Source organism: Williamsia sp. (genome assembly GCF_016462415.1).
Taxonomy (GTDB): Bacteria; Actinomycetota; Actinomycetes; order Mycobacteriales; family Mycobacteriaceae; genus Williamsia_A.
Map to the genome: position 1 here is coordinate 22,585 of NZ_JAEMTF010000019.1, position 12,481 is coordinate 35,065.

General features: G+C 68.7%; 13 protein-coding genes. 7 read left to right on the top strand and 6 right to left on the bottom strand.

Features of this window, described 5'->3' with window-relative positions:
- Window position 1 precedes the first annotated feature (1 nt).
- From JHC79_RS07265 to JHC79_RS07275, 3 genes are all read left to right on the top strand, one after another.
- Window positions 2–994: a zinc-dependent alcohol dehydrogenase family protein gene (locus JHC79_RS07265; protein WP_296389484.1), complete on the top strand. Its 993-nt coding sequence runs from the start codon at window positions 2–4 to the stop codon at window positions 992–994.
- On the top strand, window positions 991–2,412 hold the full coding sequence (locus tag JHC79_RS07270) for an MFS transporter (RefSeq protein ID WP_296389485.1): 1,422 nt from the start codon (window positions 991–993) through the stop codon (window positions 2,410–2,412). Before JHC79_RS07265 ends, JHC79_RS07270 begins: the two co-directional genes overlap by 4 nt.
- 66 nt (window positions 2,413–2,478) lie before the next feature.
- The gene (locus JHC79_RS07275; RefSeq protein ID WP_296389486.1) at window positions 2,479–3,252 is read left to right on the top strand and encodes a PIG-L family deacetylase; all 774 of its coding nucleotides are present in this window, start codon (window positions 2,479–2,481) and stop codon (window positions 3,250–3,252) included.
- A 9-nt stretch (window positions 3,253–3,261) separates the two neighbouring features.
- Here the strand turns inward: JHC79_RS07275 and JHC79_RS07280 are convergent, their stop codons facing one another.
- Both JHC79_RS07280 and JHC79_RS07285 read right to left on the bottom strand, forming a co-directional pair.
- Window positions 3,262–4,047 carry a pirin family protein gene (locus JHC79_RS07280; protein WP_296389487.1) on the bottom strand — a complete coding sequence of 262 codons (786 nt, stop codon included), beginning with the start codon at window positions 4,045–4,047 and terminating at the stop codon, window positions 3,262–3,264.
- A 42-nt stretch (window positions 4,048–4,089) separates the two neighbouring features.
- Window positions 4,090–4,686 (bottom strand): NAD(P)H-dependent oxidoreductase, encoded by a 597-nt coding sequence (locus tag JHC79_RS07285; protein ID WP_296389488.1) that lies wholly within the window; start codon window positions 4,684–4,686, stop codon window positions 4,090–4,092.
- Between the two features lie 109 nt (window positions 4,687–4,795).
- On the opposite strand from JHC79_RS07285, the gene JHC79_RS07290 reads away from it, so the two are divergent.
- Window positions 4,796–5,323, top strand: coding sequence for a MarR family transcriptional regulator (locus JHC79_RS07290; protein ID WP_296389489.1), 528 nt, complete (start codon window positions 4,796–4,798; stop codon window positions 5,321–5,323).
- A 93-nt stretch (window positions 5,324–5,416) separates the two neighbouring features.
- Window positions 5,417–6,469, top strand: a complete 1,053-nt coding sequence (locus tag JHC79_RS07295; RefSeq protein ID WP_296389490.1) for a 2-oxoglutarate and iron-dependent oxygenase domain-containing protein — start codon at window positions 5,417–5,419, stop codon at window positions 6,467–6,469.
- Window positions 6,470–6,471: 2 nt separating this feature from the next.
- Here JHC79_RS07295 and JHC79_RS07300 read toward each other — a convergent pair whose 3' ends face one another.
- Both JHC79_RS07300 and JHC79_RS07305 read right to left on the bottom strand, forming a co-directional pair.
- A complete protein-coding gene (locus JHC79_RS07300) occupies window positions 6,472–6,918 on the bottom strand; it encodes a MarR family winged helix-turn-helix transcriptional regulator (RefSeq protein WP_296389491.1) in 447 nt (148 codons plus the stop codon).
- Complete coding sequence (locus JHC79_RS07305; protein WP_296389492.1) at window positions 6,911–8,359, bottom strand: MFS transporter; 1,449 nt, start codon at window positions 8,357–8,359, stop codon at window positions 6,911–6,913. Before JHC79_RS07305 ends, JHC79_RS07300 begins: the two co-directional genes overlap by 8 nt.
- A gap of 118 nt (window positions 8,360–8,477) precedes the next feature.
- Here JHC79_RS07305 and JHC79_RS07310 point away from each other — a divergent pair, with 118 nt between their 5' ends.
- Entirely contained in the window at window positions 8,478–9,596 is a 1,119-nt protein-coding gene (locus JHC79_RS07310) for a CoA transferase (protein ID WP_296389493.1), read from the top strand.
- Window positions 9,597–9,622: 26 nt separating this feature from the next.
- On the opposite strand, the gene JHC79_RS07315 is transcribed toward JHC79_RS07310, so the two are convergent.
- Window positions 9,623–10,177 (bottom strand): GNAT family N-acetyltransferase, encoded by a 555-nt coding sequence (locus JHC79_RS07315; RefSeq protein WP_296389494.1) that lies wholly within the window; start codon window positions 10,175–10,177, stop codon window positions 9,623–9,625.
- On the bottom strand, window positions 10,177–11,091 hold the full coding sequence (locus JHC79_RS07320) for a LysR family transcriptional regulator (RefSeq protein ID WP_296389495.1): 915 nt from the start codon (window positions 11,089–11,091) through the stop codon (window positions 10,177–10,179). The genes JHC79_RS07315 and JHC79_RS07320 overlap by 1 nt, the downstream gene beginning before the upstream one ends.
- 120 nt (window positions 11,092–11,211) lie before the next feature.
- Here JHC79_RS07320 and JHC79_RS07325 point away from each other — a divergent pair, with 120 nt between their 5' ends.
- Window positions 11,212–12,480 (top strand): NAD(P)/FAD-dependent oxidoreductase, encoded by a 1,269-nt coding sequence (locus JHC79_RS07325; RefSeq protein ID WP_296389496.1) that lies wholly within the window; start codon window positions 11,212–11,214, stop codon window positions 12,478–12,480.
- The last annotated feature ends 1 nt before the right edge of the window (window position 12,481 follow it).

Sequence of the window (12,481 nt, forward strand, 5' to 3'; positions counted from 1 at the left end):
CATGAAAGCGTTGCAACTGACCACCTACGGTGCCGCCACGTCGGCGAACATCGAGCTCATCGACGTCCCCGCCACCGAACCGGGTGACGGACAGGTGGCGGTGGCCGTGGACGTCGCGCCGATCAACCCGTCGGACCTGCTGCTCATCGCCGGACACTACGGCTATCGCCCGAGTCTCCCGACGATCCTCGGCGCGGAGGGAGTGGGGCGCATCGTGGCGGTCGGCGCCGGAGTGGACGCCGGACGGATCGGCGAGCAGGTCCTCGTCCTGCCCACGCTGACCGACACCACGTGGCGCGAACAGACGGTGATCGACGCGACCACCGCCATCGCGGTCGACGGCGACCCGGCGCAGCTGGCCATGCTGGGTATCAACCCGATGACCGCGTGGGGCATGCTGCACGGGTTCACCGATCTGACCCCCGGTGCCTGGGTGGCGCAGACCGGGGCGAGTTCGGCCACCGCCGGCTACGTCCGTGCGCTGGCGCGGCGCGCCGGGTTCCGCCTCGTCGACATCGTGCGCCGCCCGGAATCAGCGGCGTCACTGCGTGATTCCGGCGCCGACGTCGTGCTCGTCGACGGGCCCGACATCGCGGCAGAGGTGAAGCAGGCCCTCGGCCGCGACACCATCGATCTGCTCATCGACGGGGTGGGCGGCCCCACGACGACCGCCCTCGCGTCGCGGATGTCGGTGGGTGGCACCATCATCAGCTACACCTCGCGCGGCGGTCAGCCCGTCAGTATCGACATTCCCGATCTGATCTTCCGCGGCCTCGTCGTCCGCGGGTTCTGGCTCAAACACTGGCAGGACTCGTTGCCGCCGGAGACGGTGGCGCAGCACTACCGCGAGCTGGCCGCATTGGTTGCCGACGGGACACTGCACGCGACGATCGACGCGACCTACGCGCTCACCGAGTTCGACACGGCCCTGGCGCACGCCGCACGCCGCGACCGCACCGGCAAGGTCCTGTTCGCGATCGGGGCACAGTCGTGACGACGCACACCGACGCCGTACCCGTCGAGTCCGCGCGCGCGACGCTGACCGTGTCGGCGCTGGGCACCCTGCTCGTACTCGTCGCGTTCACCGCACCGCTGTCGACCCTGAACGTCACCGCGACCGCTCTCGACGCGGACGTCTCCGGCCGCACCTGGATCCTCAGCTCGATGAGCATCGGTCTCGCCGCGGCTCTGTTGTCGGCGGGCACGATCTCCGACGACTTCGGTCGCCGTCGCACACTGTCCATCGGTCTGCTGGTGATCGCCGCGGGATCGGTTGTCGGCGTGCTGGTCCCGGACGTTCTCGTGTTTGTCCTCACCCGCGTGCTGGTGGGCGTGGGCGGCGCCGCGGTCATCGCGTCGAGCCTCGGGATCATCGCCCACACGTTCCCGCCGGGTCCGCAGCGAGCCGCGGCCAGTGGCGTCTGGGGGGCCAGCGTCGGTGCGGGTATCGCGATCGGCCCGCTGCTGTCGGCGTTGCTCGAGAAGGCCGACAGCTGGCACGACGCGTACTGGGCGCTCGCGGGGGCGTCGATCCTGCTGGCCGTCGCCGCCGAACGACTCGTGCCGGAGTCGCGCACCGAGCATCCGCGCGGCCTCGACCTCCCCGGGGCGCTGCTGTTCGCCGGAGGCATCGCAACGCTGCTCGCCGGTCTGGTCGAGGGCAGGCAGGGGTGGACGCAGCCGGTGGTCATCGGGCTGTTCGTGGCGTCGGCAGTGCTGCTCGTGGCCTTCGTGGTCATCGAGCACCGCAGTGCGACATCGATGCTCGATCTGTCGCTGTTGCGCTCGCCCGCATTCGGTGCGGCCACCCTGGCCGCGGTCGCGATCGGTGCCGGCGCGATCGCGCTGATGTCGTACATGGCGGGGTTCCTGGGTGCCGCGCTGGGGATCTCCGCCATCGGCTCGGCGCTGCTGCTGTTCGCGTGGTCGGGGACGTCGGTCGTCACCGCACTGCTCGCGCGTCGGATCCCGGCGAGCGTCTCCGGTCGTGTTCAACTCGCCGTCGGCCTCATCGGAGTCGCCGCCGGGCTCGCGGCCCTGACCGGGATCGACGAGACCTCCGGATGGGTCCGCTTCCTGCCCGGTCTCCTGTTCGCCGGCATCGCGACAGGCCTGGTCAACGCGAACCTCGGCCGCGAGGCCGTGGCCAGTGTGCCCGCCGGACGCGGCGGCATGGGCAGCGGCGCGAACAACACCGCGCGGTACCTCGGCTCGGCCGTCGGGGTCACCATCGTCGCCGTGATCGCGGCCCGACCCGGCCCGGGGAGCGCGGCGGAGGATCTGGTCTCCGGCTGGAACGTCGCGGCCGTCGTCACGGCCGTCATCTCGGCGCTGGGTGGGGTGGTGGTGTTCGTGCTGCACTGCCGCGCGACCGCGGCGGCCCGCGCCGAGGTCACCGCGGCGGGCGTCTGACGTCGTGGCGGCATTAGACTTCAGATCTCGCCCGACGGGGCCCGGACTTCGAGCGGCAGGCAATCAGTGAGTGTTCTCGTGTGTTTTCACGCCCATCCCGACGACGAGGTGTTCAGCACCGGCGGCACGATGCGCCGGGCCGCGGACGCCGGTCATCGCGTGGTGTTGGTGACCGCCACCGACGGCGCGGTCGGCGAGTTCCCGGACGATCTGCTCGCCGAGGGGGAGTCGCTGCTGTCACGTCGCCGGATGGAGCTGTCGAACTCGGCGGAGATCCTCGGCGTACACCGACTGGTGATGCTCGACTACCCCGACTCCGGGATGGCGGGAACCCCGGACAACGACAAGCCTGACGCTTTCACCAACGTGCCGGTGGAGGACGCCGCGCAGCGACTTGCCGACATCCTGATCGAGGAGCACGCCGACGTCGTCACCATCTACGACAGCAACGGGGGCTACGGACACCCCGATCACATCAAGGTCCATCACGTGGGGCTGCGTGCGACCGAGATCGCCGGTACGGCACACGTTTTCGAGAGCGTCGCCAACCGCGACCTCATGCGGACCCTGATCACCGCCAACCCGCAGTGGGCCAGCGAGGACTCCGGCCTCGACATCGAGACGTTCGGAGTCCCCGAGTCGGAGATCTCCGTCATGGTCGACGTCGGCGACCTGATCGAGACCAAGCGGGCGGCGATGGTCGCCCACGCGTCCCAGATCGGCGACTTCGGGCCGTTCCTGCAGATGCCCACCGACATACTCACCATGGCGTTCGGGGTGGAGACGTTCCGTCGGGCCGGCGGCGCCGACGGTCCGAAACTGACCGCGCTGCCGCTGTAGACCCGCGGCTCAGGCGGCGATCGTCGCGTGCATCTCCCACACGATTACCTCGGCGCCTGCCGTGGTCGACATCGTCTGACCGCCGCCACCGCGCACGCGGACGGCGTCGCCCTCGTGCAGGACACCGACGCCCTCGAGTGACGCCTCACCGTGAGCGACGAACACATGCAGGAACGGTGCGTCGGGCAGCGTGACGGGTGCCTGGCCGGGCTGCATGCGGGCGACGTGCATCGCCGCGTACTTGTTCTTGATGCGGATGGCGGAATGCTCTGCGTGCCCGGGCATCCCCGACGCGACGGGGACGAGTCCACCGGCGAGCAACTCGTGGTCGATCTCGAGTTGCTCGTAGCCGGGGGTGATCCCCGCCTCGTCCGGGACGACCCACATCTGCACGAAGTGCACCGGGTTGTCGTGCTTCGTGCCGTCACCGCCGTCGGCGGGGCCGAGACGCCACGAGTCGTTCTTCTCCGAGTGCAGGATCCCCGTGCCCGCGCTCATCCGCTGGGCCAGACCCGGGTAGATGATGCCGGAGTGGCCCATCGAGTCCTGATGCACCAGCGCGCCCTGCAGCACCCAGGTGATGATCTCCATGTCGCGATGCGGATGGGTGTCGAAACCCATTCCGGGCGTGACGATGTCGTCATTGTTCACCATGAGCACCCCGTGATGGGTGTTCGTGGGATCGTAGTTGCCCCCGAACGAGAACGAGTGCTTCGAGTCCAGCCACCCGATGCGGGTCTTGTCCCGATCATCGGAACGCCGGACGTCGAGCTCGGGTGCGATCGCTGTGCTCATGGTGAACCTGACTCGAGTGCGGTGGGTACTACGGGAGGCCGGTCAGGCCAGCTTGCCGGCGACGGTGACGACGCGGGTCGCGAGGTGATCGAGCGCATCGAGGGTGGCGCTGCTCAGCTCGTCGGTGTTGTTCGCGCCGGTCACGTGTCCGACGCCGTAGGGGTTGCCGTCGGCGAACTTGATGCCGTCGGTGTAGCCGGGGGCGACCACGACGCCACCCCAGTGCATGACCGAGGTGTAGAGCGCCAGCAGGGTCGCCTCCTGGCCGCCGTGCGCGGTCTGGCTCGAGGTGAACCCGGCGTAGGCCTTGTCGGCCAGCTTGCCCTGGGCCCAGAGTCCGCCGAGGGTGTCGATGAACGCCTGGAACGGCGCGGCGGTGTTGCCGAAGCGGGTCGGCGACCCGAGGATCACGCCGTCGGCCCACACGATGTCGTCGCCGGTGGCGGCGGGCAGATCCTTGGTGGCCTCGTAGTTGGACTTCCAGGCCGGGTTCTCGGCGAAGACCGACGGGTCGGTGGTCTCGGCGATGTGGCGGACGCGGACCTCGGCGCCTGCGGCCTCGGCGGCGGTCTTGAGCCGGTCGGCCATGGCCGTGCCGTGTCCGGTGGCCGAGTAGTAGAGGATGGCGAGCTTCGTCATGGTGCAACCCTTCGTCGTGGTGTGCGCGCACATGTCGTTGCGCGATCAACTACTGACGACCCTAGCTGATGTCGTTGCGTTGTCAACCATTTCCTCTATCATCGACAGCATGGAACAGGTTCAGTGGCTCACCGCGGACGAGCAGCGCACGTGGCGCGCCTATCTCAACGCCACGCGCCTGCTGCTGCAACGTCTCGACCACCAACTGGTCCGCGACGCCGACATCTCGCTGACCGACTACGAACTGCTGGTGCAGTTGTCCGAGGCGCCGGATCGTCAGATGCGGATGCGTCCGCTGGCCGATGCGGTGACCGCGACGAAGAGTGGCGTGACCAGGGCGATCAACCGGCTGGTCGAGGCAGGATGGGTGCGCCGTGTGCCCTGTCCCGACGACCGCCGCGGAGCGCTGGCCGAACTCACCGATGCAGGTGCGGCGAAGCTCGCCGCCGCCAGCCCCGGCCACGTCGCGGCAGTGCGGTCGAACGTCTTCGACGTGTTGAGTCCCCGCGACGTCGATCGCATCGGCAGCGCATATCTGGAGATGCACGCCCACATGGTCGAGATGTCCCGCTCGGCGTCGGTTGCTGATAGGCGCCTACCGTCGAAGATGGTTGACGCGGCAACTGTGGCCGACTGACATCTGACGCGTCGGGGTGCGCGCGGACGGTTGCCGTCCGACAATGGCAGCGGCGTCGGCAACCCGCGAGGGCGCAGGGCATCAGGGATGACCATGACCAGTTTTCATGTTCCGGTGATCGACATCGGGCCGGTGGTGCGCGGTGGCTCCGCAGTCGAGATCGCCGATGTGGTGACCGCGGTCGACGACGCATGCCGGACCGTCGGCTTCATGCAGATCCGCGGACACGGCATCGACGACGATGTCGTCGACGGCCTGGCCCGGGCGATGGACGCGTTCTTCGCCCAACCGCTCGAGGTGCGCAAGACCTATCGGGTCACCGGCGCCAACCGCGGCTACAGCCCGCCGAAGAGCGAATCGCTCAGCCTCAGTCTCGGGGTGGAGGCCGCGACCCGCATGAACGACTTCTTCGAGGCGTTCAACGTCGGTGTCGAGGGTCGGTCGTTCACCGACCTCGAACTCTCCGAGGACGACTACGGGATCAACGTCTGGCCGGACGTCGAGGGGTTCGCCGAGGGCGTGCAAACCTATTTCGACGCGGCCGCTCGGGTCGCGCGCACGCTCACCACGATCTTCGCCGCGGCGCTCGGGGTGGCGGAGGACTTCTTCACCGCCGTCACCGATCACTCCATCGACGTGCTGCGGATGAACAACTACGCACTGCCCGAGGGCACCGTCACCCTGGACGGGGAACTGACCGGGATGGGTGAGCACACCGACTTCGGCATCGTGACGGTGCTGTGGGCCGATCAGGTCGCGGGCCTGCAGGTTCTGGGGTCGGACCGGCGATGGCACGACGTCTCCCCGGTCGACGGCGCGCTGTTGGTGAACCTCGGTGACCTCACCGCGCGTCTGACCAACGACCGATGGATGTCGACGTTGCACCGGGTCAAGCCGCCGATCGTGGACGGGACCATCCGGCGACGTCGTTCGGCGGCGTTCTTCCACGACGGCAATCCCGAGGCGGTCATCGCCACCCTGCCCGATCACCTCGATTCCGCCGACGGGATGGCATACGAACCGATCACGGTGCGTGACCACATCGCCGCGAAGCTGGCGGGCTCGCGTCAGGGCAAGTCCAACGCCGCAGCGGTGCGGGAGGCCAATCGCGTGCTCGCCGCACAGGATTCGGGCGCGCCGGGCTGAGGTCAGCCGTGGGCGGTGGCGTCCAGCTTCGAGATCAGCCGGACGAGTTCGGCGATCTCGGCGTCGTCGAGGGCGTCGAACGCCGAGGGCGCCGGATCGTCGGTGGTCATCGCATCGGCGAGAACTGCGCGGCCGGTGTCGGTCAGTGACACCAACTTGCGGCGACGATTGGTCGGGTCGACGGTTCGCTCGGCGAGACCGCGCTTCTCCAACTCGTTGACGCCGACGGTGGCCGCGGGCGCGTCGATGGTCGCCGCGGCCGCCAGATCCCCGATGGTGACCGCCCCGGAGCCGATGCGGCGCAATAGCCGGAAGTGATTGAACGGCAATCCGGTTCGCGCCATCATCGCCTTGCGCCATGGACCGCGGTGGTCGATCACGAAGTGCGCCATCAGCTGCCAGGCGCGCGCGGCATCGTGTCCCGGCGTGCCGCCTGGATCCTCAGACATGCGCCGGTGCCTTCGGCTCACTCGGCGAGACGAACAGGAACGCCGTCTTCTCGACGGTGCTCTTGGCCCACGCGGTGGTGCTGATGATGCCGAGAGCGGTGATCGACAGTGCGAGTCCCGTCGTGATCCACCACAGCGGTTGGACGGCGTCGGTGAAGGCGCCGTCGGATGCGGTGACCGCGGCTCCGGCGATGGATCCGCTGATCGCGACACCCAGGCTCACGCCGAGTTGGCGGCTGGTGGATGCGACGGCCGATGCCGCGCCGGCGCGGTCGCGCGGCATGCCGCTGACCGCCGACGTGGTGATGGGGGCGTTGACCAGACCGAATCCGACGCCGAAGAGCCCGAAGGTGATGATCAGCAGCCAGACCGGGGTGGTCGGGGTGAACGTCGTGAGCAGGACCGACGCGACGGCGAGCAGCAGCCCTGAGGCGATCAGCGACGGTCGCGTCCCGTAGCGCCCGACCAGACGGCCGGAGATGGGGGAGAAGATGAGCGTGCCGATGGCGATGGGGAGGTAGATCAGACCGGTGTGGACGGCCGAGTAGCCGCGGACGTTCTGCAGGTAGTTCGACATCAGGAACAGGAATCCGCCGTAAGCCGAGAACGCGACGATCCCGATGACGGTCGCCGTCGCGAACGGCACGCTCCGGAAGAACCGCAGGTCGATGAAGGGAGAGGCGTGCCGTCCCTCGTGGCGGATGAACCCCACCAGGCCGATGAGGGCGAGCGCGAAGATGCCGAGGGTGCGCGGGTCGCCCCACCCGAGGTTCGGTCCCTCGATCAGTCCGGAGATGAGGGACGCCATGAACAGGATGCCGAGTCCCTGGCCGAGCGGATCGAGTTTGCGGACGGTGGCCGACTTCGACTCCGGGACGAAGATCGCGGCGAGGATGATCGCCGCTGCGCAGATGGGCAGGTTGATCCAGAAGACGGCTTTCCAGTCCAGCAGGTCGATGAGGACGCCGCCGACCATCGGGCCCAGCGCCATCGAGATGCCGACGACGGCACCCCAGACGCCGATCGCGCGAGCACGCTCAGCGCGACCGGTGAACACCTGGGTGATGATCGACATCGCGACCGGGTTGAGCATCGAACCGCCGATGGCCTGCACGAACCGTGCCGCGATGAGCATCTCGACGCTGGTCGACAGGCTGCAGAGCAGTGACCCCAGCGCGAACACGACCAGCCCGATCTGGAAGATGCGCCGGCGGCCGAGGCGATCGGCCATCGCGCCCGAGAGGAGTAGCAGGCTGGCCAGGACCAACGTGTAGATGTCGATGACCCACTGCAGCCCGGACACCGAGGCGTCGAGATCCCGGCGGATGGCGGGCAGCGCGACGTTGACGATGGTCGCGTCCATCGACACGATCAGCAGGCTCAGGCAGCAGGTGCACAGGATGATCCATTTGCGCCGCGCGCTGTAGGTCTCGGTTTCCACCGGACCATTGTGAAACTACAACTGTTAACCAGGCAAGCGATCGGGACTGTGGCGTGGCTCACGCGCGGTGTCGGTGGTTACGTTGGACGGGTCCGAACCCCCACTTGAACGGAGCCCCATGACCGGCGCGCTCGACGGCATCGTCGTCGCCGACTTCAGTCGGGTCCTCGCCGGCCCGTACGCGACGATGCTGATGGCCGACCTCGGTGCCGAGGTGGTCAAGGTCGAACGTCCGGGTCTCGGAGACGACACCCGATCGTGGGGACCGCCGTACGAGAAGTACGCCCCCGACAGCGTCGAGCCCATGGCCACCTACTTCACCTCGGTGAACCGCAACAAGACGTCGCTGGCCGTCGACCTGCAGACCGACGACGGACGGCGTGCGGCGCGGGCGTTGGTCGAGCGGTCCGACGTGGTCATCGAGAACTTCCGCGCCGGGACGATGGAACGCCTCGGCCTCGGGTACGACACCCTCGCCGCGGACCAGCCCGAGCTCATCTACTGTGCGATAACGGGATTCGGTCGGGACGGCGGCGCGTCCATGCCGGGATACGACCTGCTCATCCAGGCCATGAGCGGCCTGATGAGCGTCACCGGCCCCGAGGATGCGCCGTCGAAGGTCGGGGTCGCGGTGATCGACGTGCTGACCGGTGTCCACGCGGTCGCAGGCATTCTCGCCGCTCTCCGACATCGGGATCGCACCGGCGTCGGTCAGCGGGTCGATCTCGATCTGCTCTCGGTCGCCCTGTCGTCGATGGTCAACCAGACCGCGGGCTACCTCGCCGCCGACGTCGTGCCCGCGGCGATGGGCAACCGCCATCCCAGTGTCGTTCCCTACCAGGTTTTCTCGACCGCGGACCGTCCGCTCGCGGTGGCCGTGGGCAACGACAAGCTGTTCACCCGCATGGCCGAGGCGATCGGGACCCCCGAACTCGCGACCGACGAGCGATTCACGACCAACACCGCACGCATCAAAAACAGGGACGCTCTTGTCGCCGACATCGCTGCTGCCCTGCGCCCGCACGGCGCCGACCACTGGTTCGAGGTCCTCACCGCCGCAGGCGTTCCCGCCGGTCCGATCAACGACGTCGCCGAGGCCTTCGACCTCGCGCGACGGCTCGGCATCGATCCCGCGGCGCGGATCCCCGGGACACCGACCCCGACGGTGCGCAACCCGATCGGGATGTCGGTGACGCCGCCGACCTACCGACTGCCGCCCCCGGTGCTGCCCAACTGACGCGGTTACGTGCCCAACTGCGGTGGTTACGTGCCCAACTGGCGGGGGTCGGTGGGGAGCAGTCCGTGCACCACGACGTCGTGCCGGATCCCGCCGTTGCCGAGGTGCGCCGACCGCAGCGTCCCCTCCTCGACGAACCCGCACCGTAGCGCCACCGTCCGCGATGCGGTGTTGGTGGCGAACGCATCGAGCGCGACCCGGGCGGCCCCGATCGTCCATGAGTACTCGACGAGCAGTCGGGTCGCGCGCGTCGCGATCCCCTGGCCGCGAGCCCTCGGGGCCACCATGTAGCCGATCTCGGTCACGCCGCTGTCCTCGTCACGGATGCGCAGACCACAGGTGCCCACGAGGCGGTCGTCCACGTCGGCGATCGCGACCTCGAAACCAGGCCAGACCTTGGCCGCGTTCGTCTCGACGAACTCCACCGCGTCCTGGCGGGTGTACGGACTCGGGACGGTGGTGAAGGCCTCCGACGCCGGGTCGGAGGCGGTCTCGAGGACATCGTCGACATCGGACGGCTCCAGGGCGCGCAGCGTGATCACCCCGTCGGTGAGGGTGGGGATGTACCGCGGCCACTCCATCACGGCGCGACCCCGGTTCCCGCGCCCAGTCTCGCCATCAGATCCCCGATGATCGCCGCGCGCTCCCCGGCGCCGGATTCCTGCAGGGCGTGGGTCCGGACGACGGCACTCACCGGCACCCGCAGACGCCCGTTCTTCTCCCGCAACAGCGCGATCGCGGGTCCGGGTTGGTCGTCGTAGAGGACCGTCCAGGTCTCCGGGTGGTTGATCAGTTCGAGTGCCGCGGTGTGGTCGGCGGCGATCGGCAACCCGTAGCGCGGCACCGCACCGATGTCGGCGAAGGCCCGCCGGATCACGCTGTGCAGCAACACTTGTTGCTTTTGCGGCGGGAGGATGAGCGGGTGGGACACGAGCTCGCGCAGGTCGACCTCCGCCGCCCCGGCCAGCGGGTGTTTCTCCGAGACGGCCACCACGAGCTCCTCGACCCACAGTTGCTCGACCCGCAACCGGGGATCGCTGACCGTGCCGCGGATCAGTGCGATGTCGACGTCGCCGGACACGACGGCGTCCACCCGCTGCTGGAAGTTCTTGATGACGAACTCGATCTCGACGTGAGGATGTCGTTCGCGGACGTCGGCGATGGCCGACAGCGATCGCCGGGCGAACGACATGTTCGCCGCCAGCCGCACCCGGGACCCGGGATCGCGGACCGCCGCGTACGCGTGCTTCTCCAGGTCGATCATCTGACGGGCGACGGGCAGCAGACGTTCGCCGGCCTCGGTGATGGTCACCGTGCGGGTGGAGCGCTCGAGCAGGGTCGCACCGAGGTCGCGTTCGAGGCGGGCCACCTGATGGCTGATCGCGGACTGCGAGATGAAGGTGCGCTCGGCGGCGCGGCTGAAACTCAGTTCGTCGCACACCGCCACGAAGTAGGTGAGCTGTCGCAGTTCCATGTCGCCCCTCTCGCAGGTCATCGGATCATATCGCCTCACTCATGAGCGATCCAGATCAATTGCATCTGAAAAACGCGCGTGACGGCGGGAGCACAAACCGGGACCATGGGTGTTGTTCATGAGTAGCGAGAGGAGAACGACATGCGCACAGATGACGCGACCTACTACGACGTGGTGATCGTCGGATCGGGATTCGGCGGGATGGCCGCCGCCCGCCGCCTGCGCGGCCGGGGCAAGACCGCCCTGCTGATCTCGAGCACTCCGGAACACCTGTTCCAGCCGCTGCTCTACCAGGTGGCCACCGGCGTCCTGGCCCGCGACGACATCGCGCCCCGCACCGACACCCTGCTGCGTCGGAATCGCGACGTCGAGGTGGTCGAGGGTGTCGTGACCGCAGTCGATGCGATGCCCGCGGTGCTCACCTACCGGGCCGGCGGTCAGGACCATCGGGTCCACTACGGCTCGCTGATCGCCGCGACCGGCGCCGCCCAGAGCTATTTCGGCCGCGACGAGTACGCCGATCGCACCTTCGCCCTCAAGACCATCGACGACGCGACCCGACTCCGGGCGCATCTCCGCGCGTGCTTCGACGCGCCGGCCGACGACGCCGCGGCGACCACGTTCGTCGTGGTCGGTGCCGGCGCCACCGGGGTCGAGGTGGCCGGTCAGATCGCGGAACTGGCCCGCCGACACGAGCGTCGCGAGGTCGCGATCACGCTGGTCGAGGGGCTCGGCGAGGTGCTGCCCGCCTTCGGTGGGGGCTTGAGCGAGTACTCGAGAGGTGCGTTGGAGAAGGCGGGTGTCGAGGTACTCACCGGGTCGATGGTCACCGACATCGCCGACGGGGTCGTCACCGTGAACGTCAACGACGGTGCGGCCACCCGCAAGATCGCCACCGACACCGTCGTGTGGTCGGCCGGGGTCGCGGCGAGCGACTTCGCCGGCGTGCTGGCCGACGCGACCGGTTGCGACACCGACCGCGCCGGGCGCCTGCTGGTCAATGACGATCTGACCGTCGGCGGTGTCGCCAACATCTACGCGATCGGCGACATGACGTCGCTGCACGGTTACCCGGGACAGAGCCCGGTCGCCATGCAGCAGGGTAGGCACGCGGTCGACATCATCACCCGGAAGCGGGCCCCGGGCAGCGTCTTCCACTATCTCGACAAGGGGTCGATGTCGATCATCAGCCGGGGTCGGGCGGTCGCGAAGCTGACCGAGCGCGTGACCTTCCGCGGTCTGATCGCCTTCGTCGCCTGGCTCGGTGTGCACCTCTACTACCTGGCGGGCGTGGGTAATCGGGCCAAGGCGGTCGTCGCCTGGGTGCGGTCGTTCGTCGGTACCGCACGCCCCGGGTTCGACGAGGTCGTCGAGGCGCCCCGGACCGAGCCGCAACCGATCGCGGTTTAGC

Excerpts from the sequence above, each read along its gene's own strand:
- JHC79_RS07295 (WP_296389490.1), top strand. The coding sequence starts at position 5,417 with ATGACCAGTTTTCATGTTCCGGTGATCGACATCGGGCCGGTGGTGCGC.
- JHC79_RS07325 (WP_296389496.1), top strand. The coding sequence starts at position 11,212 with ATGCGCACAGATGACGCGACCTACTACGACGTGGTGATCGTCGGATCG.
- JHC79_RS07290 (WP_296389489.1), top strand. The coding sequence starts at position 4,796 with ATGGAACAGGTTCAGTGGCTCACCGCGGACGAGCAGCGCACGTGGCGC.
- JHC79_RS07320 (WP_296389495.1), bottom strand. The coding sequence starts at position 11,091 with ATGACCTGCGAGAGGGGCGACATGGAACTGCGACAGCTCACCTACTTC.
- JHC79_RS07285 (WP_296389488.1), bottom strand. The coding sequence starts at position 4,686 with ATGACGAAGCTCGCCATCCTCTACTACTCGGCCACCGGACACGGCACG.
- JHC79_RS07300 (WP_296389491.1), bottom strand. The coding sequence starts at position 6,918 with ATGTCTGAGGATCCAGGCGGCACGCCGGGACACGATGCCGCGCGCGCC.
- JHC79_RS07265 (WP_296389484.1), top strand. The coding sequence starts at position 2 with ATGAAAGCGTTGCAACTGACCACCTACGGTGCCGCCACGTCGGCGAAC.
- JHC79_RS07310 (WP_296389493.1), top strand. The coding sequence starts at position 8,478 with ATGACCGGCGCGCTCGACGGCATCGTCGTCGCCGACTTCAGTCGGGTC.
- JHC79_RS07315 (WP_296389494.1), bottom strand. The coding sequence starts at position 10,177 with ATGGAGTGGCCGCGGTACATCCCCACCCTCACCGACGGGGTGATCACG.
- JHC79_RS07280 (WP_296389487.1), bottom strand. The coding sequence starts at position 4,047 with ATGAGCACAGCGATCGCACCCGAGCTCGACGTCCGGCGTTCCGATGAT.